This is a genomic window from Acinetobacter sp. YH12105, from assembly GCF_013419095.1.
GTDB classification, from domain to species: domain Bacteria; phylum Pseudomonadota; class Gammaproteobacteria; order Pseudomonadales; family Moraxellaceae; genus Acinetobacter; species Acinetobacter pseudolwoffii.
Window position 1 is genome coordinate 89751 of the sequence record NZ_VPAU01000005.1, and the last position, 22887, is coordinate 112637.

At 44.8% G+C, this 22887-nt stretch carries 18 protein-coding genes and 3 tRNA genes; 13 read left to right on the top strand and 8 right to left on the bottom strand.

Translation table 11 applies throughout. The features are described 5' to 3' along the window. Window positions 1-45 precede the first annotated feature (45 nt). Window positions 46-831 (bottom strand): sulfite exporter TauE/SafE family protein, encoded by a 786-nt coding sequence (locus FTU44_RS05900; RefSeq protein ID WP_100329294.1) that lies wholly within the window; start codon window positions 829-831, stop codon window positions 46-48. A gap of 216 nt (window positions 832-1047) precedes the next feature. Next, window positions 1048-1323, bottom strand: coding sequence for a PspC domain-containing protein (locus FTU44_RS05905; RefSeq protein WP_005172901.1), 276 nt, complete (start codon window positions 1321-1323; stop codon window positions 1048-1050). A 243-nt stretch (window positions 1324-1566) separates the two neighbouring features. Here FTU44_RS05905 and FTU44_RS05910 point away from each other — a divergent pair, with 243 nt between their 5' ends. Further along, window positions 1567-2259: a hypothetical protein gene (locus FTU44_RS05910; RefSeq protein ID WP_180049814.1), complete on the top strand. Its 693-nt coding sequence runs from the start codon at window positions 1567-1569 to the stop codon at window positions 2257-2259. A 180-nt stretch (window positions 2260-2439) separates the two neighbouring features. On the opposite strand, the gene FTU44_RS05915 is transcribed toward FTU44_RS05910, so the two are convergent. The 5 genes from FTU44_RS05915 to FTU44_RS05935 form a co-directional block, all read right to left on the bottom strand. Then, window positions 2440-2515: transfer RNA gene (locus FTU44_RS05915), tRNA-Lys, on the bottom strand. A gap of 58 nt (window positions 2516-2573) precedes the next feature. Further along, window positions 2574-2649: transfer RNA gene (locus FTU44_RS05920), tRNA-Lys, on the bottom strand. Between the two features lie 20 nt (window positions 2650-2669). After that, window positions 2670-2745 (bottom strand) — tRNA-Lys (locus FTU44_RS05925). A gap of 195 nt (window positions 2746-2940) precedes the next feature. After that, entirely contained in the window at window positions 2941-4782 is a 1842-nt protein-coding gene (locus tag FTU44_RS05930; protein WP_180049816.1) for a long-chain-acyl-CoA synthetase, read from the bottom strand. 173 nt (window positions 4783-4955) lie between these two features. Continuing rightward, a complete protein-coding gene (locus FTU44_RS05935; RefSeq protein ID WP_180049818.1) occupies window positions 4956-8438 on the bottom strand; it encodes an Rne/Rng family ribonuclease in 3483 nt (1160 codons plus the stop codon). Between the two features lie 766 nt (window positions 8439-9204). On the opposite strand from FTU44_RS05935, the gene FTU44_RS05940 reads away from it, so the two are divergent. The 7 genes from FTU44_RS05940 (at window position 9205) to FTU44_RS05970 (ending at window position 17208) form a co-directional block, all read left to right on the top strand. Beyond that, window positions 9205-10161: an RluA family pseudouridine synthase gene (locus FTU44_RS05940; protein ID WP_180049819.1), complete on the top strand. Its 957-nt coding sequence runs from the start codon at window positions 9205-9207 to the stop codon at window positions 10159-10161. Window positions 10162-10551: 390 nt separating this feature from the next. Continuing rightward, window positions 10552-11220, top strand: coding sequence for an HAD-IA family hydrolase (locus tag FTU44_RS05945; protein ID WP_180049821.1), 669 nt, complete (start codon window positions 10552-10554; stop codon window positions 11218-11220). A 406-nt stretch (window positions 11221-11626) separates the two neighbouring features. Beyond that, a complete protein-coding gene (locus FTU44_RS05950) occupies window positions 11627-12424 on the top strand; it encodes a 2-keto-4-pentenoate hydratase (protein ID WP_005095421.1) in 798 nt (265 codons plus the stop codon). A 24-nt stretch (window positions 12425-12448) separates the two neighbouring features. After that, window positions 12449-13342: an acetaldehyde dehydrogenase (acetylating) gene (locus tag FTU44_RS05955; protein ID WP_004278526.1), complete on the top strand. Its 894-nt coding sequence runs from the start codon at window positions 12449-12451 to the stop codon at window positions 13340-13342. Window positions 13343-13353: 11 nt separating this feature from the next. Next, window positions 13354-14373: a 4-hydroxy-2-oxovalerate aldolase gene (gene dmpG / locus FTU44_RS05960; RefSeq protein ID WP_180049822.1), complete on the top strand. Its 1020-nt coding sequence runs from the start codon at window positions 13354-13356 to the stop codon at window positions 14371-14373. 429 nt (window positions 14374-14802) lie between these two features. Further along, on the top strand, window positions 14803-16062 hold the full coding sequence (locus tag FTU44_RS05965; protein WP_180049878.1) for an OprD family outer membrane porin: 1260 nt from the start codon (window positions 14803-14805) through the stop codon (window positions 16060-16062). Between the two features lie 285 nt (window positions 16063-16347). Beyond that, window positions 16348-17208: an alpha/beta fold hydrolase gene (locus tag FTU44_RS05970; protein WP_005095425.1), complete on the top strand. Its 861-nt coding sequence runs from the start codon at window positions 16348-16350 to the stop codon at window positions 17206-17208. 379 nt (window positions 17209-17587) lie between these two features. On the opposite strand, the gene hcaR is transcribed toward FTU44_RS05970, so the two are convergent. Beyond that, a complete protein-coding gene (gene hcaR, locus FTU44_RS05975) occupies window positions 17588-18496 on the bottom strand; it encodes a DNA-binding transcriptional regulator HcaR (protein WP_074383970.1) in 909 nt (302 codons plus the stop codon). Between the two features lie 280 nt (window positions 18497-18776). Between hcaR and hcaE the strand changes: the two genes are divergently transcribed. The 5 genes from hcaE (at window position 18777) to FTU44_RS06000 (ending at window position 22882) form a co-directional block, all read left to right on the top strand. After that, on the top strand, window positions 18777-20144 hold the full coding sequence (hcaE, locus tag FTU44_RS05980; protein ID WP_005095430.1) for a 3-phenylpropionate/cinnamic acid dioxygenase subunit alpha: 1368 nt from the start codon (window positions 18777-18779) through the stop codon (window positions 20142-20144). Beyond that, on the top strand, window positions 20141-20659 hold the full coding sequence (gene hcaF, locus FTU44_RS05985) for a 3-phenylpropionate/cinnamic acid dioxygenase subunit beta (protein ID WP_159516200.1): 519 nt from the start codon (window positions 20141-20143) through the stop codon (window positions 20657-20659). Before hcaE ends, hcaF begins: the two co-directional genes overlap by 4 nt. Next, a complete protein-coding gene (gene hcaC / locus FTU44_RS05990) occupies window positions 20659-20985 on the top strand; it encodes a 3-phenylpropionate/cinnamic acid dioxygenase ferredoxin subunit (RefSeq protein ID WP_005095433.1) in 327 nt (108 codons plus the stop codon). Before hcaF ends, hcaC begins: the two co-directional genes overlap by 1 nt. 2 nt (window positions 20986-20987) lie before the next feature. After that, entirely contained in the window at window positions 20988-21803 is an 816-nt protein-coding gene (gene hcaB, locus FTU44_RS05995; RefSeq protein ID WP_005095434.1) for a 3-phenylpropionate-dihydrodiol/cinnamic acid-dihydrodiol dehydrogenase, read from the top strand. 113 nt (window positions 21804-21916) lie between these two features. Then, entirely contained in the window at window positions 21917-22882 is a 966-nt protein-coding gene (locus tag FTU44_RS06000) for a 3-carboxyethylcatechol 2,3-dioxygenase (protein WP_074383973.1), read from the top strand. Window positions 22883-22887: the final 5 nt, after the last annotated feature.

The following is a 22887-nucleotide window of genomic DNA, read 5'->3' on the forward strand; positions in this document are numbered from 1 at the left end:
TATATCAGCTTTGAATTTGTAATTTTGCTTTGTTTAAAAAATACCCTATTTAAAGATACTATAACCAGATTGTTGCAATAATCCAGCACTTTGCCAGAGGGCATACAGGCCCAAGCCAAAAAGTAAAGCCAGGACAATCCATTTGAAGTGCTGCTGAGATAAACGATGGCGTATTTTGCCTCCGATCCAGACACCAGCAAGGGCGAATAAGCTGATCCCGATCAGAATATGCTGTTGATGGGTTTCCAGTGTGATCAGAATTGGAAATAGTAAAATCAGCTGGATCAGTTTACCGGCAATAAAATTGAGATTACTGATAATAACAATATCTATCTTTGAGAGCTGGCAACTCATCAGATACATCATCAGAAAAGGTGCCATAGCATTGGTCGCACCTCCAATAATGCCGGCCAGTAAACCAAAACAGAGCATGCTGGAAATATGCGGACTAACTTGTAAGGGTCGTGCCCGTAACTGGTCCAAGACATAAAATACAATTACCAGACCCAATAACAGTTTTAAATAAGCCTCATTTAGCCAAAGTAACAGCTTGACCCCGAGTACACTGCCGATCAGGCTACTAAGCATTAATGGCCAATAGCGTTTTATATAATAGCCAATACTATTCAACAGACTATGTGCAGGATCGGCATTCAGCATGATCAGATTCAGCAGCAAACAGGGCAGAATGACAAGGGTAACCGCGATGCTAAGCGGATATGCGCTGGACAGAACAGCCGTACTCATCATGGGAAAGCCAAAGCCGCTTAAACCATGCAGCAGGGCTGCTACGGCACAGAGCCACAGCATCATCCATTCTGCCTGAGTCATCTGACATCCATTTCAAACATTGGAATATTGAATTTATCGCTAATTGAGCTAAAAGATAAAGTAAAAAGCTGTCATACAGCATAGAAATAACAAAAATATAGGCAAAAAAAAGCCACGATAATCTAGGGGAATTATCGTGGCATCAAAATCTCACCCCATTAGACTGGGTGAAGGAGGAAGCACTTCAATACATCTTGCTATAAATTAGAATGCAGATTAATAGCGTTTATCCTGATTGACGGTGCGCACAGGATTTTGATAGTCCTGAACTTGCTGAACCTTGTCCTGTTCAATGCTGTACTGCTTTTTTGGCATGATTAACCACAGAACCAGATAGACCAGAATACCCGGAAATGCAGCACTCATGACCGAAATCACCACAAAGATAAGGCGTAATAAATTTGCGTTCCAACCAAAACGTTCAGCAATACCACCCATCACACCTGCAATCATGTTTGAGCGGTTAGAGCGATATAAACCAACATTGGCCATTAAAATCTCCTGATTAAAAATAGGGTTGAATCCTAAAACAGATCCATACTTCAAAAATGGAGTTGGATCAAAATTTTTAAAGTGCTGATTGCAAATAAATTCGTTAAGTAATGTTAATAAAGATTAAATCCAGCTCTAAGAGCCACTAACATAGTGAAAATTCTATTGAACTCTTGTGTAAAGTTCATTGGCTTGCAATGTGCTCTGTACGTGCTGTGTTTCCTAATTTAGGTATGCTTTAAAATGAAATTGGATGTATCAAGTTGTACATTAAGCAGTTTTTTTAAATTCGGCCTAATGTTGGGGGGAATGGGCATGCTACAGGCTTGTGATCGCCATCAAGTCAAGCCTGAGCAGGAGCTTCAGGCAGAATCAGGGCAGGAGGGGGTGAAAATTTCCGCTGCGAATGCACAGCCAGATGTCGTTCCGGTGAGTGCAAAATCTTTAACTCAGGTAGCAGGGCAAGCTACCCTTCGGGCAGAAACCGAGTCAAATCTGGCCGTCGTACCAGATTATGCCAAAGATTTTATCGGCCGCTATTATACCGAGATCGACTGTGATGGTAACTTTGCGCCCTGCAATGAGGGTAAGGCAGAATTTATTTTGACCTTAATGCCGGATGGTACGGTGCATCGCAGCATTTTGCAGTATGGCAAAGTGTTTATTGATAATGCCAAAAGTAGCACTGCCAGCAATATCACCTATCGCAAAGACCGTTGGTTTATCAATCCGGAGCGTACCGAGGTGGTGGTGAGTCGTAAAGAAGGGGCGAGCTTTTATTATACGATTAAGGATTCGAACCATCTGGTGATGAATCTGGACAAAATCTATAGTGAAAAGGAAAGAATCAATCGTGAATTATTTGATCGCGGCTATCCTGCACCCTCTAAAGCTTATGAGCTGGTAAAAGACACCACATTTGATATTAGAAAATAATGCGATAAGAAACGGCGCTGCTCTTTTTTTAGAATTGGATTAAAGAAAACTATTTAAAAATCAAAACAAGTTTTGAAGACAAATCAGCCTAAAATCCAAGCGTGAACATATAATAGCAGCTGATAGAAAGCAAATGAAAATAGTGTAGGGGATGTTTCAGAAGACATTCTAAGTAAAGAATGGTGGGCCGTCCGCGACTCGAACGCGGGACCAATGGATTAAAAGTCCACTGCTCTACCAACTGAGCTAACGGCCCATTCTGGGTAATCAAAATGACTTTGATTGAGATTTCTAAAACTGATGTTTTAGAATGATGGTGGGCCGTCCGCGACTCGAACGCGGGACCAATGGATTAAAAGTCCACTGCTCTACCAACTGAGCTAACGGCCCATCAAGGGATATCAAAGAAATGGTGGGCCGTCCGCGACTCGAACGCGGGACCAATGGATTAAAAGTCCACTGCTCTACCAACTGAGCTAACGGCCCTGAACCGGCATTCAAACTAGGTTTGAATGTATAGTGCAAGTCAAGCTAAATAGCTTAAAGCACCACTTTGTTTGATGGAGCGTATTGTAGCAAGATCTCATTTCAGCGCAAGCAAAAAATAACAAAGTTGCCCATGTTTGATTATAAATAGAACAATTGTGCTTTATCTAAACAAAAAATAGGCAACTTCAGTACTTAGAAGCGATATTGGTAGGCCTGAATGTTGGCAAAAATCTCTGCTGTGAGCTCAGAATAGGCCGTTGCACCTGGTAATAGAACCAACAGGCGTTCATCGGTTTTATTCGGATCGAATGCTTGCTCTTTCAACCTGTTTTTCTGGTATTTAAAGGTGCCTGTCGTTTCGACTTGCTGCTGGATACGTAAAAACACCGGAACGGCATAAGCAGGCAAGCATTTTTTAAAGCAAGCGGCCATGGCTGCTAAATCTGCATCATCCAATTTTACATCGGGTTGCAGGGTAATCGCGGCCATACCGGCACGACCATTGGTATTGGGAATTTCTACGCCATAGACCACGGCTTCAACAATTTTGTCATACTCGGTGAGCATATTTTCGACTTCGGTGGTCGAGACATTTTCACCTTTCCAGCGGAAAGTATCACCTAAGCGGTCGACAAACTGGGCATGACGAAAGCCGATATTACGTACCAGATCGCCCGTATTGAAATAAGCATCACCTTTGCCAAATACATCCTGCATGATCACGGACTTGTTTTTTTCCGGGTCGGTATAACCATCAAAGGGTGAGCGGCGGGTAATTTTACCAATCAGTAAACCTGTTTCACCTTTTTTCACCCGTTTGCAGTGACCCTTGTTATCCCGAACCGGTTCATTTTTATCTTTATCAAAGGCAATAATGGCATAGGGTGTCGGGGAGAAACCGACGGTATTGTCAAAATTGAAAATATTGCTAAAACCGACATTGCCTTCACTGGACGCATACAATTCCAGCACTTCCTGAATCCCAAAACGGGATTTGAACTTGTCCCAGATATTCGGGCGCATGCCATTTCCAATCATTCGGGTGACCCGATGGTCTTTTTCCAGTTCAGAGGGAGGGGCATCCATCAGATAGCGGCACAACTCACCGACATAGCCAATCGCAGAGGCATCAAATTTCTTTACATCTTTCCAGAAGGAGGAGGTCGAGAATTTACGTCGAATCGCAAGCGTTCCTGCACCTGCAATCACGCCACACCAGCACACCACCATGCCTGTGGCATGATAAAGCGGCAGGGTGCAGTACATCACATCATCTTTCTTCAGGTTTAGCACATGGCCATAGGTGCCATAAGCCAGCGTCCAGCGCCCGTTGGTAAAGATGACTGCCTTAGGCAGGCCGGTGGTGCCCGACGTATAAATGTAGAACAGCCCATCTTTGCCTTGCACCGAATGGGTGGTCGGTGGATTGAATTTCGGGGAGAGATCGATTTTTTCAGCCAGATTGATAAAGCCTGCAGGCGCCTGACCCGGATCGGCTTGAGTATTTTGGTCGGCAAACCAATGCAGGCGATCACTGCTAATATTGAGGTCATCGCGAATCTCGTTGACCGCGTTCCGGCACTCTTCACCGACAATCACCGCAATTGGTTTGACCAGGTTGATACTGTGGGTCAGCACCTTACCCACTTGCGAGGTATTGACCAGTGCCGTGGTGACACCAAGTTTGGCCAGACCGAGTACGCTGGCAATCAGTTCAGGGCGGTTCTCGACCATCAGCGCCACGACATCACCTTTTTTGGCACCCAAGGAAAGATAAAAATGTGCAATCTGGTTGGCCCAGGCATTAAGAGCGGTATAACTATAGCTTTGATCTTCAAAACGCAAAGCGATACCTTCAGGATTGCGCTGTGAAGCTTTTTCAAAAGCCAGACCCAGACCGGCCGGTGTATTCGGAGTACGTAAATAAGCCTGTCTTAGCCCAGTCAGCAAATTAGGCACTTTGATTAAGAAGGCCGGGATTTTGGCAGCGACATCTGCAATACCAATAAGATCGTGCGGTTTCATTTGGGTCATGAGAATCCTATTTGTTTTTCGTATCCGATAGGTTTAATTTATATACAGTAGACAAGCTATCCATCTTTTAACGTTAAAAAGCTAGTGCAATCTACCTATTTTGACCAAATCTAGCAAAAAAAACCTAGTCATCGAAATGACTAGGTTTTTTTATGTGACTGCAATTGGGCAAATTATGACTCAGTTGCAGTATTGGCTTTTTTCGGTGGACGGCCACGTGGACGACGCGGGCGAGCAGCTTGCTTCTCGGCTTTTTCCGCTTCGCTGGCTTCAGCTTCCTCTACGGTCGCTTCTGCCACATCTTTGCTTTTTGCCACAGGCGCTTCTGTTTCAGCACTTGCTTCAGCTGGAGCAGCTTCTTCGACCTGAACTTCAGCTGGTGCAACTTCAGTGGTCACTTCTACTGGTGCTGCGGTTTCAGTTGCTGGTTCCGTCGGCTGAGTATTTTCTGTCGTTTCAATCACTGCTTCCGATGCTATAGGTGCTTCAGTTACAGCTGCTTCAACAGGTTCAGCTGGTGCTTCTACTGCTACAGGTTCTGGCGCAGCTTCAACTGCCGGCGCGGCTTCCACTTTTGCCTGCTGTTTGGCTTGTTGCAAAGCCTGCTCCGCAGCCTGTTTAGCCAAACGGCGACGCTCACGTGGATCGTTGGCAACACGCTTGTCTGAGACCGGTTTTGGTGGGTTCAGGTCCAGGACTGGAGCAGGCTCTGCTTCAACCTTGGCTACCGTTACTTCAACATCACGGGTGACCGGTTTTTTCTCTGCAGCAGCAGGTGCTGCGGCAGCCACCAGACTCGCGTTGTACTCTTTCGTGAACTTTTCTAAAGCACGGTTGAAGGTTGGTAATAAACCAAACTGTTCAATCAGCACTGAGCAGTCTTCACCATAGACATGACGAATCAGGCTACCAATGGTGAACTGGCCCAAAGTTGGCACTTGTGACGGTGTTAACTGCTGAGCTGCAGGTTGTTGCGACTGTGCTGCACGCTGCTGGCGACGACGCTGACGCGGATCGTTGCTGGCCCGTGTTTTTTCAGACGTTGCTTCAGTCGCTACAATTTCTTCCACAGGAGCTGTCAAGGTGGCTTCAACCACATTTTCAGCTGCAGCCGCTTCAACTGGCGCATCTACCGGTGCAGTGACTTCAACTGCTGGCGTTGCAACTGTAGCATTGTCATTCAATGCCACGATTTCGCTTTTTGCCTGGTCAATATTTACGACCATTGCTGTTGGCATCACATCCGTACGGGGTGCATCGACCAATTCAACACGAAGCTGCTTGTCATTGACGGCCGGCGCTTCAACAACTGCAGGAGCTGCCTGAGGCGCTTGTTCGTTCAGAACACTTGGATCGCGGTGGCGATTTGGGCGTTCCGGACGTTGCTGGTTGCGGCGGTCACGGCGCGGCATTGCCTGTTGTGGCTGTTGTTCATTGTTCTGAACATCATTTTGCTGCGCTGGCTCGTTGTGATGCTGACGGCGAGAATGACGCTTGTTTTCACGTGCTTCATGGCGTTGTTCTTGACGAGACACCTGAACCACTTCTTCATGCACTTGATGTTGCTGAGGTGCAGGAGCTTCAGACTGAACCTGCTCGCGCGGTTCTTTGTGCTTCGGGTTCGGGTTGCGCGGTTTCTTGTTGTGACGTGGTGCCCTTTCTTCACGCTCTGCCGGTTTTTCTGCCGCATCACGTTCCTGTTTTTGTGCAACAGTCGATGGTGCCAGGTAAGCATTATTGTTGCTTGATACAGCAGCAGGTTGTGCTACGTGCTGTGGTGCTGGCTGTGCAACCGGTGCAGCCACCTGACCGAACTGGCCACGACTTACCGCACCGCCATTGATCATTTGTTCAATCGCTGCTGCAGCATTATTGGCAGTACGTGATGGATCAACAGTCGCTGCCTGTTTTTGTACAAACAGGTTTTCTAACCATGCACATGGGCTGCTTGAAGCTACTGGAGCTACTGCCTGTACAGGTGTTTGCTGTGCCACTTGCGGTTGAGCCGGCTGGTTTTGTGGATTGCGGCGTTTATTGTTATTACGGCCGTTGTTTTGTTGCGGCTGTGAAGGCGCTGGTGCTGCGTGTTGCGCATGCTGCTCTTCTTCTAGATGCCATTCAGAAGACTCATAGCCCAATTCTTTTTCACTTGAACGGGTCGCTTCGGTACGTTCATAGCTGGTTGGGGCAAAGCCTTCGGCATTATAGGTAATTTCATAATGCGGTGTTTCTAGATGCGGATGCGGCAATACTGTCACACGTACATTCGAGGTCTGTTCCAGATATACCAAGGTATGACGCTTTTCATTCAACATGAATGCAGCAATTTCGACCGGAACTTCGACCTGAACTTCACCTTGACGTTCACGCAGCGCAATCTCTTCCACTTTACGCATGATTGAAAGTGAAAGTGAACGCAAGTCACGCACCATGCCGGTACCATGACAGCGTGGGCAGACATAGCCAGTCGCTTCTTCAAGAGAAGGACGTAGACGCTGACGGCTCATTTCCATCAGGCCAAAACGTGACAATTGACCGAATTGAATACGGGCACGGTCACTCTGGGTCGCTTCACGAAGTTTCGCTTCCACCATACGCTGGTTGCGATCTTTGGTCATGTCGATAAAGTCGATCACCACCAGGCCGCCGATATCGCGTAAACGCAATTGACGCGCAATTTCTTCTGCAGCTTCAATATTGGTGTTCAGCGCAGTATCTTCAACATCACTACCGCGGGTCGATTTTGCTGAGTTGATATCGATCGACACCAAAGCTTCAGTTTGATCGATGACGATCGAACCGCCAGAAGGCAGTTTTACTTCACGTTCATAGGCAGTCTGAATCTGGCTTTCAATCGCGAAATGAGCAAATAAAGGCTCATTTAAGGTATAGGTTTTTAGTTTGTCGAGTTGACGTGGCATCACTGCTTTTACGAAGTTATAAGCTTCGTTATAGGCTTGCTCAGAGTCAATCAGAATTTCCGCAACATCATCACGCAGGTAGTCACGAATGGCACGTGTCACCACACCCGCTTCCTGATGCACCAACATTGGAGATGGGCCAGAACTTGCTGTTTTCTGGATTTGTGCCCAAAGGTCAAGCAGATGTTGCAGATCAAGTTGCAGCTCTTCTTGTGAACGGCCGATGCCGGCAGTACGCACAATCACGCTCATGCCACGTGGTACGTTAAGCGTCGCCAGCATTTCTTTCAGTTCTTCACGCACAGCACCAGAAATTTGACGGCTGATACCACCACCTTTCGGGTTGTTTGGCATTAAAACCAGGTAACGGCCAGCAAGTGAAATAAACGTAGACAGGGCAGCACCTTTATTGCCACGCTCTTCTTTTTCCACCTGAACCAAAAGCTCGGTGCCTTCCGTGATCAGTTCACGGATATTTGAGGTCTGGCGTGGATCGGCTTTGTAATATGAGTTTGCGATTTCACGCATCGACAGGAAGCCTTGACGACCTGCACCATATTCGACGAATACAGCTTCTAAAGAAGGCTCAACGCGAGTCACGTGACCTTTATAGATATTGGATTTTTTTTGTTCACGGGTACGATTCTCTAAATCAAAATCGTAAAGACGCTGACCAGTGACAAGTGCAACGCGAATTTCTTCGGCATGTGTTGCATTAATCAACATACGTTTCATGGGTGTAACACCTTATAGTGATACACAGCAAAAAATCGCTATACACGTAGCGAACATCACACATCACGGATCAATGGCTCAAATCTGCAATGAATTTCATTGTGGTCTGAGTCTTTTCTTACCGGCTTCTACTTGTATAGATAGGCTTCGGTTTTGATTCACGTATTGATGATGGCAATACGGCTTCAATCTTTAAACGGATTAAAGTCACCTGAACGCTTCACTGGCGGACGAGCGGTGCATTGGATGTATGTAACTTTCACTGTCACATTGCTCGAAGATCATCCCTTCTTTATAGAAAGTGTCTTGATACGGAATTGTCGTCGTATCTTTACAAACTGTGCAGATCCAATGCATCGACGCTGTAGCCTGAAGTCGTCTTCAGGGTGCGACTAATCTGATGTGTATCAGTTTACGTTTAAAAACCAACGAAAGTTGGCGACATATTTTTTAAGACAAACTGATTTATGTACCTGAGGTACAATTAAACGCAACAGTTTGCTTTGTTTGCCGATATAATAAGCCTTCGGCGTCGGCATAATTCTTTGGGGACCTTCCCGTATCATGTGAGTCTTTAATTGAACAATCAAGTTCAGAAAAATCTGAAATGATTCAACTTTTACCCACAAACGATGGTTTCCGTGCGCTGACTATATCAAACCTTGCATCATCTGCCTATGGGCTAAGCTTATGTTTCTTGTGTAAAGCATAACCTAAGTGATCAGTTTTTAATCAATTTTAGTATTTTTTGGGTCATAGTAACTGTATGAATTCTACGCAACAATGGCAAAACGTCACTTGGTTTGAAGTGGATGAACATCAAGATGGACAACGCATCGATAATTTCCTGTTTAGTCGTTTGAAAGGTGTGCCAAAAAGCCGTATCTATCGCCTGATTCGTGAAGGCCAGGTGCGCGTCAATAAAAAACGCATCAAGGCAGAAACCAAACTGGCGATTGCTGATCAGATTCGTGTTGCACCGATCCGTTATGAGCAAAAAGATGAATCTGCTGCGCCCATCTCTGACAAGGTTGCCAATGGTTTGTTGGCCCGCGTGATCTATGAAGATGAAGGTCTGATGGTGGTGAATAAACCTTCGGGCATCGCGGTACATGGCGGTAGTGGTGTCGCATATGGTCTGATCGAAGGCTTACGTGCAGCGACTGGGAAAAAATATCTGGAACTGATTCATCGTATTGACCGTGACACGTCTGGTCTGGTGATGATCTCGAAAAAACGTAGCGTACTGAAAAGCTTACAGGACATGCTGCGTGAACATAAAATTAAAAAAACCTATGCTGCTGTGGTCAAAGGTAACGTAGCACTTGACCGTCAGTTGATTGATGCGCCTTTACATCGCTATGAGCTGGCCAATGGCGAGCGTCGTGTCTGTGTATCGCCGAAAGAAGGTAAAGAGTCGAAGACGCAGTGGAATGTGCAGGAACGCTTTATGCATGCCACACTGGTCTATGCCTCTCCACTTTCGGGTCGTACCCATCAGATTCGTGTACATGGTTTGAGTATTGGGCATCCGCTAGTAGGCGATGAAAAATATGGTCATGAAACTGGTTATAACGGGCCGAAACCGCGCCGCTTGTGTCTGCATGCCATGCGTCTGGAGATTCCGGGTTATGCCATGATTGAAGCACCTTTGCCGGAAGATATGCAGAGTCTGGTGGCGCAGTTAAGAGCGCAGAAAGCGGATAAACCGGCTGCCCAATAAGGACTTATTTTTTCTTTTAATAAATTTAATCCACCCTCACCCTCCTTTGAAAAAGGAGGGAATTCCCCCTCTTTCTTAAAGAGGGGTTAGGGGAGATTAAAAATCTTCCGAGTAGTGTGAAATTAAGGAAATGCCACAACGGGTCTTTATAAAATGATGAGCCTTTGTGTGGGCCAAGCCTTACTTTTCAAAGATGAAAAGTAACAAAAATCTTTTGTAGATCTGATGGCACTTCCTTGTGCCACAGATCTACAGCGACATCCATGTCGCAATCGAGTAGCGACAGCCTGTTGTGAAATTGAGTAATCACTATTTTAGGATGAAGCTCTCCCTCCTTTAAAAAAGGAGGGTCAGGGTGGATTAGCACTGAATCAAATCTAGGAACCTTATATGAACTCACCTGTAAAACTGGTCATTTTTGATTGGGATGGCACGTTATTTGATTCGGTCAGTCAAATCGTGGCGAGTTTGCAGTTTGCAGCACAACAGTTTCAGCAGCCTTTAAGCGATGAAGACGCGAAAAGCATTATCGGCTTAGGTTTGCCTGAAGTGGCACAGCGTTTATTCCCGACAGTACCAGAATTACATACGGATATTTTGCAGGCTTATTCCGATCATTATGTTGCCAACTCATCAGGAGATTCCTGGTTTGAAGGCGTAGCGCACATGCTCGCAGATTTACAGCAGCAAGGCGTGAAGCTGGCAGTAGCCACAGGGAAAAGCCGTAAAGGTCTGGATCGTGTCTTGAAGCAGACCAACAGTGAGCAGCTGTTTGTGACCACGCGTGCTGCCAGTGAAACCCGTTCCAAACCGGATCCACTCATGTTAGAAGAAATACTGGCAGAAACAGGTGTGCAGGCCAAACATGCGCTTATGGTCGGTGACACTTCTTATGATCTGGAAATGGCACAAAATATGGCCATGCCAAGTGTCGGTGTCAGCTATGGCGTGCATGAACCTGAGCTTTTGGCGCAATTCAATCCGGTCTGTATCGTGGATGATGTGACCGCTTTACATGCGGCATTGTTGGCTAAAGTCCAATGGAAACAAGTGATTTAATCTATTATCTTGGTTACAGTAAAAAATGGTATTTCCCCGGTTTAAAACTGCCGGGGAGCGCTACAGATTTAAGCATTTGCTCTTATCTTTTAGTCTAAAGTCACAATTATGTTGATTTTATTCGGTCGGATTAGCAGAGTTTTTCTGCTAAATAATGATGTATTTTAAATACTAACATTTTGTTTTGTCTTGGTTTTTATGGATTTTCTTTATAGATAATAGCTATAGCAAAAAATAAAATAACTATTGGCATAAAAGCCGTATTTTTCCCATTCTAAAACTGTTTATTCCTATGCTCGCTCTGAGAAAGGTAATCCTGACGGATTATCGGCCTGATCATGTCCATATTTTCTGTCCATCTTAGATCTCAGCATAAGCCTAATTTTTGCAGTTTAAGGAAACATTGATGTCGAATTCTGCTGTTGTTGAATCAGTTGCACAAGCCCTTCGTAGCGCTGAATTATCACAAACTGCGATCGCGCCGATTCGCCCAGAACTGGGTGGTGAAAGTGCTGACGTAGATATTGCCTATGCCGTTCAAGAAGTGAATACCGAGCGCGCTTTGTCTGAAGGTCGCCGTCTGGTCGGCCGTAAAATTGGTTTAACCTCTAAAGTGGTTCAAGCGCAACTCGGCGTAGATCAGCCTGACTTCGGTATGTTGTTTGCTGACATGGCCTATGGCGATGGTGAAGTAATTCCTGCAGGTCTGCTGATTCAACCTAAGGTTGAAGCGGAAATCGCATTGGTGATTAACCAGGATTTGACCAAAGAAAAACATACCTATGCTGACATCATCAGCGCGACTGAGTATGCCCTGCCTGCAGTTGAAGTGGTCGATAGCCGGATCGAAAACTGGAAAATCAGTTTAATTGATACAGTTGCAGATAATGCATCTTCCGCAGCATTCGTTTTAGGTTCTCAACCTGTAAAACTTGAAAACCTTGATCTGGTGAACTGCAAAATGGTCATGACGCGTGGTGACGAAGTTGTGTCTCAAGGTGTGGGTAAAGCATGTCTGGCCAATCCACTCAATGCTGCAGTTTGGCTGGCAGATGAAATGGTACGCCGTGGTCGTCCATTACTTGCAGGCGACATTATCTTAACAGGTGCCTTAGGGCCTATGGTTGTGGCTCAACCAGGCGATGAATTCAAAGTTGAAATTGAAGGCTTCGGTTCTGTTACAGCTGCATTTGCTGCTGAATAATCGAGATTCCAAGAGAGTACATTCATGAAAAAGATTAAATGTGCAATGATCGGTCCAGGTAATATCGGTACTGATTTGCTTTACAAGTTACAACGCAGCGAATGGTTAGAGCCAGTGTGGATGGTGGGGATTGACCCAACTTCTGAAGGTCTGGCACGTGCTGCAAAAATGGGTTTAAAAACCACCGCTGAAGGTGTGGATGGTCTTCTGCCTCACGTGATTGCAGATGATATTAAAATTGCATTCGATGCAACGTCTGCTTATGTACATGCTGAAAACAGTCGCAAGCTCAATGAACTTGGTGTACTGATGATTGACTTGACGCCTGCTGCGATCGGTCCATTCTGCGTACCACCGGTCAACCTGGAAGCATTGCTTGCGGGTGGCGAAGTGCCAAACGTAAACATGGTCACCTGTGGCGGTCAGGCAACGATTCCAATGGTAGCTGCAGTTTCTCGCGTTCAGCCGGTTGAATATGGTGAGATCATCGCAACGGTATCGACTAAATCAGTAGGTCCAGGTACACGTAAAAACATTGATGAATTTACCCGTACCACTGCCGGTGCCATTGAGAAAGTGGGCGGCGCGAAACAGGGTAAAGCGATTATCATCATCAACCCGGCTGAGCCACCACTGATGATGCGTGACACGGTTCACTGTCTGGTAGAAGGTGAACCGGATCAAGCAGCGATCACTGAATCTGTACATGCAATGATCAAAGAAGTTCAAAAATATGTACCGGGTTACAAGCTTGTCAATGGTCCAGTTTTTGATGGCAACCGCGTGTCAATTTACTTAGAAGTTGAAGGGCTTGGTGATTTCCTGCCGAAATATGCCGGTAATCTTGACATCATGACTGCTGCTGCAGCACGTACTGCAGAGATGTTTGCAGAACACGTATTCAATAAAGACGCTTAAGGAGCAACCACATGTCTAAGATTATTGTTCATGATATGACGTTACGTGATGGTATGCATCCACAGCGCCATCAAACCACTGTTGAGCAAATGATTGCGATTTCAACAGCACTTGATGATGCAGGCGTACCTTTAATTGAAGTCACGCATGGTGACGGCCTTGGCGGTTCATCCGTCAACTACGGTTTTGCTGCTGCGACTGACGAAGAATATTTAACAGCTGTTGTACCACGTATGAAGAATGCAAAAATTTCTGCATTACTTCTACCTGGGATCGGTACGGTTGACCATTTAAAAATGGCGCATGAAATTGGTGTTTCTACTATTCGTGTTGCAACGCACTGTACAGAAGCGGATTGCTCAGAACAGCACATCACTGCTGCGCGTAAGTTAGACATGGACACAGTGGGCTTCCTAATGCTTGCTCACATGGCATCTCCTGAAAAACTGCTTGAAGAAGCGAATAAGATGGTGTCTTACGGTGCAAACTGTATCTATGTCACTGACTCAGCAGGTTATATGCTTCCTCAAGATGTCATCGATCGTGTTGGTCATTTACGTCAACACTTGGACCCAAGCATTGAGCTCGGTTTCCACGGTCACCATAACTTGGGTATGGGTGTATCGAATACGGTTGCTGCGGTACAAGCCGGTGCAGTACGTGTTGACTTGGCATCTGCAGGTTTGGGTGCGGGTGCGGGTAATACACCACTTGAGTTGTTCATTGCGGTTGCAAACCGTATGGGCATGGACACTGGCGTTGACTTGTTCAAAGTACAAGACGTTGCTGAAGATCTGGTCATTCCAATGATGCACAACCCGATCCGCGCGGATCGTGATGCAGCAACTTTGGGTTATGCGGGTGTGTATTCTTCATTCCTGTTGTTTGCTAAACGCGCTGAAGCAAAATATGGCGTTTCTGCACGTGAAATCCTGATGGAGCTTGGTCGTCGTGGTACGGTCGGTGGTCAGGAAGACATGATTGAAGATTTAGCATTAACCATGTCTAAAGCGCGTGAGTTACAAGCTTAACTTTTAATCGCTCAGTATTAAAATAAGTTTGATAAAAAAGCATCCAAATTGGGTGCTTTTTTATTTTAAATGAGACTGATTAATATATTAAAACTCTGGGGTGAGATGTTTTAGTGATAATATTGTAGGGCGATTATTTTGGCTTTATATTTTCCTTAAACATAAAAACGATAAATAAAAAATGGCTGCTGAAAGATTTTAAAAAATTTACTCTTATTAATAGAAGAAACAAAAGTTTGAATTAAATATCTGGTCAATTTTTTATTTTAATTAATCGTTTTAAAATCTAAGCGATTGGTTGCTTGAGGAGAGGTCTGAAATATCGGCCGATGAAAGCAGAAAATCTTAATACTGTGGTCGGATTTTTTATTTAAATCGACTTGCGCATGATGGCGACATAGATTTTATCTGTTAAATGGGGAACTCATGATGCGTCGTCAAAACTTATGGATAGCAATGTTTGCTGCGATAGCAACTTTAGGAACAACTGCAGCGAATGCAGATTTTATTGACGACAGTAATGTGCAATTAAAATTTAAAAATTTCTATTTAGATCGCCAGTATCAAGATGATGCTTCATCACGTAACTGGGGTTCTTGGTCACAAGGGGTGACTCTGGATGCCAAGTCGGGTTATCACGATATTGGCGGTGGGATAAAGGTCGGTGCTGATGTGCTAGTTCAACATGCAGTTAAACTCAAAGGTCGTGATAAGAATCCGGATTGGGTTTTACCGCATGATGGCAAGCAATCAAAAGACCATTTCGGTAAAGTCGGTGCAACCTTAAAAGCCAAGGTTTCAGAAACCGAATTAAAAGTTGGTGAATTACGCCCAGTGTCGCCAGTTTTAGTGTTTGATCCATCGCGTCAGTTGTTAACAACTTATAGCGGTGCATGGTTAGAGTCGAAAGAGCTTAAAGATACTAAGCTTACACTGGCTTATATTGACGGGATTAACAACCGTTATGACAACCAGTTCCGTGATTTAACCAAATTTAATCCACCACAATTTGATAATGGTGCAGAAGCGGATGGGATGTGGATTGCCGGTATAGATCACCAGCTGACAAAAGAGTTGGGTGCAAGTTATTGGTATGCCGATGTTCAAGACATTTACCAGCAGCATTATCTGGGTGTGAGTTACAAAATCGGGTTAGGTGAAAAAACCAAATTAGATAGTCATGTGCGTTATTTCAATAACTCCGAATCTGGCGATAAATTATATGGTGAGATCGACAACCAGGCATTATCGGTAGCTGCAAAAATCAATCATGGTACGCATACGGTCGGTGTGGGTTATCAGCAAATGTTTGGTGACAGTGCATTCCCGACATTGGGAGGCTGGGTGCCACAGCCTTATTTGGCAAACTGGGGAGTCGCAACTTTCACAGCGCCGGAAGAAAAGTCATGGCATGTGTCTTATGGTTATGACTTTTCTGAAGTCGGCTTGAAGGGACTAAATGCAACAGCGATTTATTTCAAAGGCTATGATCAGCAAGGTACCGGAGTATATCAAAGTCAAAACTTCAATACGGATGAAGTGAATGCAATCGTCAATTACACTGTGCCAGAAGGTAAATTAAAAGGTTTAGGCGTACAGGGCATGTATATTGATGTGAATTTTGCAAATCCAGCAAAACCAGACCTTCAGGAATACCGTGTAGCAACCACTTATACCTATAAATTCTAATTCTGCTGCCTTGATCAAGAGCGCTATCCGGTGTAGCGCTGTTTTTCTATCTGCACATAAACTAAATCCTGAAAATAAATAAGGGTTTTGATATTGAAATAACCATATAAAACATAAACTTAAATTATATTTATTTTGTAGTGTGCAATCGTAATTTTGTATCAGTTGACCCGTCTTGAGCGGTTAAGATAAGGATGTAAAAAAAGTCATTTTAATGAGTCAACTTGACGTCGAATTCTTGAAAAGAGAGGGACACGCAAGCGAAAGACTGTAAGAGGAAGTAATATGAGCACTGTTCAAATCCCTGACTATCAAACAGATCCGTTCTTTGGCTTGGAAGACAAATGGATTGAAACTGCTGAAGGTGAGTTGACCCATTACCACGAAATTGGTGAAGGTACGCCTATTCTATTTTTACACGGTTCAGGCACAGGTGTATCTGCTGCGGCAAACTGGTGGTTAAACCTGCCACAAATTGGTGAGCAAGCACGTTGCATCGCGATTGATACCATTGGTTATGGCCAAACTGTGGTTGCGCCAAACACTGAATATGGTATTCGTGCCTGGGTGGACCATGCGATCCGTACGCTAGATGCTTTGGGTATCGAAAAAACCTGGTTAGTGGGTAACTCTTTAGGTGGCTGGTTGGCATTCCAGTTGGCACTGGATTATCCAGAGCGTGTTTTGGGTATCGTGTCTATGGGGACAGGCGGTGCGAAACAAACTGCTGCACTCAAAGCGCATGCAAACCCGGTGTTGACTGAAGAAGGCATCAAGAAAACCTTGTCAATGTTTGTGGTAAATAAAGACTTGATCACGGATGAACTGGTTAAAGTTCGCTTTGCTTCTGCTGCAAATGACTATGCATCAAATCGTTTGATGGATGTAGTTGGCGCACGTGACCGTGACCGTTTCGAATTCCCGCTTGATTTCGAAAAAATGAAAGATATTACTGTGCCAGTGTTATTGATTCATGGTACGCAAGACGTGGTCATTCCAGTATCACGTACTTGGGACATCCTGAATGTGGTTCCAAATGCTGATGCGCACATCTTCAGCCAATGTGGTCACTGGTCTCAAGTTGAGAAAGCAGACGAATTCAATACTGTGATCAAAAACTATCTTGCTGTTCACGGCGTAAAATAATTTTACCGTGTTTTAAAAAGGGATGGCTTCGGTCATCCTTTTTTTGTGGGCAAAATATTGAACAGAATGTATTTAAGTGCATATGATTCTCATTTGTATAGGTTGATGTAAAAATCTAATTATTTTTAGCAAGTTATTAAATTTAAGCCGAGAAAAAACTGACTTAACTTTTATTAGACTTAAGTTGTAAATGAAGGGAGTTTAGGGTGAAAAACAGGCAGTATTAGCCCAGATCAGGCGACCAATTAAGGAGCTACAGATTGATCCTTTATCAAAAAATAGAATTTAAAATAAATTTTTTAGCAAAAAATGATAAAACAAAAAAGCACATGCCACTCAAAAGTTGAATGGCATATGCTTGATCGGAGATGGAGCGGGATTAGTCCTGTTCTTCGCGGTTAATATCTAGATAAAACACCCGGGTTAATAGCTCAAGAAATTTGGTTACCGCATAGGATTTGTTGTTTTTGTGGTAACTGACATACAGATCCAGATATGGCAGTTCCACGTCCAGAGGGCGAATTACGGTATTGTCCATGGTCAGCGGTACAATATAGCCCGGTAATATGGTGCAGCCCAAGCCGATACCAATCGAGTTGATATTGAACAGGATATTATCCGCTTTCTGTACGATGTTGAGCTCAACGTTATTGGCTTTGGCAAAGTCCAGAATGGCATGATGCAAAGTATGTGACTGCTCTGCTGATGGAATAATAAAATCAATACCATTCAATGCTTTAACTGGAATTCTCTCGTATTTTGCCAATGGGTGATCTTTAGGTAATATAAAAATCAAAGGCTCACGAATCACAAACTGGCTTTCAATTTCATCACTATTGAAGTTATGACGGGTAAAAGTCAGATCCAGATCGCCTTTTTTCAACAGACGCATTTGTTCATTATTGTTCAGGCTGAGCAATTCAATTTTTAAATCCGGATTTTGCACACGCAGATTTGGCAAGATATACGGGAAGATTTTCATCTCGGCCACCGGAACAAAACCAATCCGTAGCATTTGCTGCTTGGCTTGTGACACCTGACGTGCCATGGCAACGGCCTTGTCTGCTTGTGCCAGGGTCAGACGCGCCTGTTCCAGAAATACGGCACCTTCTTCGGTCAGCTCCACTTTACGTTTGGTCCGGTTGAGTAGCTTGACGCCGACATCTTCTTCCAGGTCTTTGATTTGCTGGCTAAGTGAGGGTTGAGCCGTATAAAGTTTAAGTGCTGCCTTACTAAAGTTCAGTTCTTCAGCAACGGTGATAAAGTAGCGAAGGTGTCGTAATTCCATGTCATCAGCCCGAAGAGTAATCCAAAAAATGTCTTACTATAATTTCATAGAAGTATAATCTATAAACAACTATGTCGTGAAGGTTATTTTGATATTTAGAAAGTAAATACTCTTGAGATATTTATTAATGTTTTAATATCAGAACAAGCACGTGGAATAATTGCTTAAAGCTATTAATTGAAACAAAAAAAATATTTCCCCAAAATCAATCCAAAATCCATTATCCATTCGAATTGAGTCTATTTACTTTGTGCCTTGATGGGTCACAGGAGAGCTTTTCATGAGTGGAAAAATTGATGTGCGTGAAATCGACGCTTTAGTCGATGCACAAAATGGGCGTATCACTCCATCTATCTATACAGATCCAGATATTTACGAATTAGAACTTGAACGCGTTTTTGGCCGTACTTGGTTGTTCCTTTGTCATGAAAGCCAGATTCCAAAGGCGGGTGACTTCTTCAATACCTATATGGGTGAAGATCCGATCATCGTGGCACGTCAAAAAGATGGCTCAATCAAAGCATTCTTAAACCAGTGCCGTCACCGTTCTATGCGTGTGAGTTTCGCAGACTGTGGTAATACCCGTGCATTCACTTGCCCATACCACGGCTGGTCTTATGGCATTGACGGTTCTTTAAAAGACATTCCGCTTGAAGAACGTGCTTACCCACAAGGTGCATGTAAAGAGCAATGGGGCTTGGTCGAAGTGAATCGTGTCAAGTCTTACAAAGGCCTGGTATTTGCTTGTTGGGATGAAACCACACCTGATCTTGAAGAATACATGGGCGATATCGCCTGGTATCTAGATGGTGTACTTGACCGTCGTCCAGGTGGTACAGAAATTATCGGTGGTGTACACAAATGGGAAATCGAGTGTAACTGGAAATTTGCAGCGGAACAGTTTGCATCTGACCAGTATCATGCCTTGTTCTCTCATGCATCTGCGATCCAAGTCCTTGGCGCAAAACCAGATGATGAAGCATCGAAAAAACTTGGTGCTGCACAAACGGCTCGTCCAGTTTGGGAAACGGCTAAAGATGCACTTCAGTACGGTTCACGTGGTCACGGTTCAGGTTTCTTCTTTACAGAGAAACCAGATGCAAACGTATGGGTCGACGGTGAAGTAGCCAACTACTTCCGCGAAACTTATGAAGAAGTAAAAGAGCGTTTAGGTGAAGTCCGTGCCCTGCGTCTTGCAGGTCATAACACCATGTTCCCGACCTTGTCTTGGTTGAACGGTACGGCAACGCTTCGTGTATGGCACCCACGTGGTCCAAACAAAACTGAAGTATGGGCATTCTGTATTGCGGATGCTGAAGCATCGCAAGAAGTCAAAGAAGCATTTGAACGTTCTGCAACGCGTGCTTTCGGTCCTGCTGGTTTCCTAGAGCAAGATGACTCTGAAAACTGGATCGAAATCCAGAAAGTTTTACGTGGTTATAAAGCCCGTCAAAACAAACTCATTATGGAAATGGGTAAAGGCAACGAGAAAATCCGTGAAGACGGTATTCCGGGGATCACCAACTATATTTTCTCTGAAACTGCAGCACGTGGCATGTACCGCCGCTGGGCAGATTTATTGATCCATGAAAAATGGGAAGACGTTGAAGCAGCAGCTGACGCATACGAGAAGGAGCTTATGAAATGAGTCAAGTGAGTTTAGAACTTCATCATCAAATCAGTCAGTTCCTGTATCGCGAAGCAAAATTGCTGGACGACTGGAAATTCCGCGATTGGTTGGATACCTTGGCTGAAGATATTTCTTATACGCTACGTACCACACCAAACGCGCAAACCCGTGACCGTCGCCGTTCAGTTGAGCCACCGACGACTTGGGTATTCAACGATACCAAAGACCTTTTAGAGCGTCGTGTCGCACGTCTTGAAACCGGTATGGCTTGGGCTGAAGAGCCTCCATCACGTACCACTCACATGGTGAGCAACGTGATCGTAGAGCCAGCTGAAGTTGAAGGCGAATACGACGTATATGTAACCTATTTGCTATATCGTACGCAAAAAGAGAAAGACATTGTCATTTACTGCGGTAAACGCCATGACAAGATCCGTAAAGTTGAAGACGGCCTCGGCTTCCAGATCTTCAACCGTAAGATCATGCTGGATCAAGCGACCTATAGCTCACATAACCTGAGTGTATTCTTCTAATGAATAAGATTTTTGTTTGCCAAGTTGACGAATTAGACGAAGGCGAAGCGCTAAAAGTAGATTGCGGCGTGAATGGTATTGATGCATTGGCAGTATTCAATAACGGTGGTGAGTTCTTCGCAATGAACGACCGCTGTTCACACGGCAATGCGTCTATGTCTGAAGGTTATCTGGAAGACGACGGTACAGTGGAATGTCCACTTCATGCTGCACGTTTCTGTTTGAAAACAGGTGAGGCACTTTGCTTGCCAGCAACTGATCCAATTCAAACATTCCCGGTAGTGGTTGAAGACGGCGCATTATATGTAGAGATGGCAGGAGAGTAATCATGGGTTGGCTACAAGGCGAAGTTGCACTTATTACCGGTGGTGGTTCAGGCTTAGGCTGGGCGCTAGTGGAACGTTTCCTGGAAGAAGGTGCACAAGTTGCCGTTCTTCAACGTTCAAAAGCAAAAGTGGAGGCATTAAACGAACACTTTGGCGGTAAAGTTCTTGCGATTGAAGGCGATGTAGCCAGCTATGCAGACAACGTTCGTGCAGTGAATGCCACTGTAGAGCGTTTCGGCAAACTCGACTGTTTCGTTGGTAATGCCGGGATCTGGGATCATTATGCCGATATCGTCAATACCTCTGGTGAGCAGCTGGAAAAAGCCTTTGACGAGATTATGGGGATTAATACCAAATCGCTCATTCTCGGCGCGAAGGCTGCACTGGATGCATTGATCGCTTCTGAAGGTTCTATCATATTTACTTTGTCTAATTCGGCACTGTACTCCGCTGGCGGAGGCCCTGTATATACTGCATCTAAGCATGCAGGGGTGGGTATTATGAAAGAATTGGCCTATGAGCTTGCGCCTAAAGTACGAGTGAATGCGGTTGCACCGTCAGGTATGAATGTGAATATCAAAGGCGCAGCGTCGCTCGGTCAGGAAAATGTTGGCCTGCTCGATGCACGTGATCCTGAGAAAATTGCACGTGGTATGCCACTGAATTTCTTGCCTGAACCGGAAGATATGACAGGTTCATACGTACTCTTGGCATCTCGTCAAAATAACCGTCCTTTGACTGGCGTTCTGATCAATGCAGAATGCGGTCTGGGAATTCGTGGCTTACGTCAGCCCCGTGCCGGTTTCTTTGACGAATAAAAATCTGCTTTTAAAAATCTCCCCTTACCCCTCTTTATAAAAGAGGGGGAAAATCTCCCTCCTTTTTAAAGGAAGGATGGGGAGGATTTAAGTCTTCCTTTTTGGAGTCTCTCATGGCCGTTAAACTTATTTGTGCATCGCACAGTCCGTTAATGGAATTTGCTTCACCACAGGAAAAGCGTAAAGAACAAGCCGTTCGTGATGCTTTTGAAAAACTCTCTGCTGAAGTAAAAGCTTACGACCCAACCCTGATCATCACCTTTGGTCCTGACCATTTTAATGGTTTCTTCTATGACCTGATGCCAAGTTTCTGTGTCGGTATTCGTGCCAAAGCTGCGGGTGACTGGGATTATGGTAAAGACAATGATCACATTGATGTACCTGAAGACAAAGCATTAGGTTTGGTTCGACGTGTACTCGATGAAGGTGTCGACGTTGCATATTCTTACCGTATGCAGGCGGATCATGGGGTGACTCAGCCATTGCACTTCCTGTGTGACGGCAAACTCGATCGTTATCCAACGATTCCAATTTTTATTAATGGCGCTGCAGCACCGATGCCAACCCCCAAGCGTACCATTGCTTTGGGCCGTGCTGTAGGTCAGTTTATTAAATCTTTAAACCTTGAAAATGAGCGTGTCCTTGTTTTAGGTACAGGTGGTCTGTCGCATGATCCACCCACACCGCAAATGGGTTCGGTTCCACCACAAGTAGAAGAATTCCTGATTGCAGGTCGTAATCCAACGCCTGAAGCACGTGAAGCACGTCAGGGCAAAGTCATTGCAGTCGGTCAGAAACTGGCAGCAGGCGATACTTCGGTTGCAGTTCCTTTAAATGCTGAATGGGATCGTGCACTGCTTGAAACCTTCAAGAACGCTGATTTTGCGACCTTAGAAGCCATGACAGAAGATGAAATTCGTCGTGACGGCGGTCGTGGTGGTCAGGAAGTCCGTTCCTGGATGGCCGCATTTGCAGCCTTAAGCGAAATGGGCGAATACGACATGACAACACACTGCTATGAAGATATCAGTGAATGGATTGCGGGCTTCGGCATCGTATCTGCAGAGTTAAAAGGTTAATTGAC

Excerpts from the sequence above, each read along its gene's own strand:
- FTU44_RS05905 (WP_005172901.1), bottom strand. The coding sequence starts at position 1,323 with ATGGCCAATGTTGGTTTATATCGCTCTAACCGCTCAAACATGATTGCA.
- FTU44_RS05910 (WP_180049814.1), top strand. The coding sequence starts at position 1,567 with ATGAAATTGGATGTATCAAGTTGTACATTAAGCAGTTTTTTTAAATTC.
- FTU44_RS06000 (WP_074383973.1), top strand. The coding sequence starts at position 21,917 with ATGGCCGTTAAACTTATTTGTGCATCGCACAGTCCGTTAATGGAATTT.
- FTU44_RS05965 (WP_180049878.1), top strand. The coding sequence starts at position 14,803 with ATGCGTCGTCAAAACTTATGGATAGCAATGTTTGCTGCGATAGCAACT.
- hcaE (WP_005095430.1), top strand. The coding sequence starts at position 18,777 with ATGAGTGGAAAAATTGATGTGCGTGAAATCGACGCTTTAGTCGATGCA.
- FTU44_RS05950 (WP_005095421.1), top strand. The coding sequence starts at position 11,627 with ATGTCGAATTCTGCTGTTGTTGAATCAGTTGCACAAGCCCTTCGTAGC.
- FTU44_RS05955 (WP_004278526.1), top strand. The coding sequence starts at position 12,449 with ATGAAAAAGATTAAATGTGCAATGATCGGTCCAGGTAATATCGGTACT.
- FTU44_RS05900 (WP_100329294.1), bottom strand. The coding sequence starts at position 831 with ATGACTCAGGCAGAATGGATGATGCTGTGGCTCTGTGCCGTAGCAGCC.
- FTU44_RS05940 (WP_180049819.1), top strand. The coding sequence starts at position 9,205 with ATGAATTCTACGCAACAATGGCAAAACGTCACTTGGTTTGAAGTGGAT.
- hcaR (WP_074383970.1), bottom strand. The coding sequence starts at position 18,496 with ATGGAATTACGACACCTTCGCTACTTTATCACCGTTGCTGAAGAACTG.
- dmpG (WP_180049822.1), top strand. The coding sequence starts at position 13,354 with ATGTCTAAGATTATTGTTCATGATATGACGTTACGTGATGGTATGCAT.
- FTU44_RS05970 (WP_005095425.1), top strand. The coding sequence starts at position 16,348 with ATGAGCACTGTTCAAATCCCTGACTATCAAACAGATCCGTTCTTTGGC.
- hcaF (WP_159516200.1), top strand. The coding sequence starts at position 20,141 with ATGAGTCAAGTGAGTTTAGAACTTCATCATCAAATCAGTCAGTTCCTG.
- FTU44_RS05945 (WP_180049821.1), top strand. The coding sequence starts at position 10,552 with ATGAACTCACCTGTAAAACTGGTCATTTTTGATTGGGATGGCACGTTA.
- hcaC (WP_005095433.1), top strand. The coding sequence starts at position 20,659 with ATGAATAAGATTTTTGTTTGCCAAGTTGACGAATTAGACGAAGGCGAA.
- FTU44_RS05930 (WP_180049816.1), bottom strand. The coding sequence starts at position 4,782 with ATGACCCAAATGAAACCGCACGATCTTATTGGTATTGCAGATGTCGCT.
- hcaB (WP_005095434.1), top strand. The coding sequence starts at position 20,988 with ATGGGTTGGCTACAAGGCGAAGTTGCACTTATTACCGGTGGTGGTTCA.
- FTU44_RS05935 (WP_180049818.1), bottom strand. The coding sequence starts at position 8,438 with ATGAAACGTATGTTGATTAATGCAACACATGCCGAAGAAATTCGCGTT.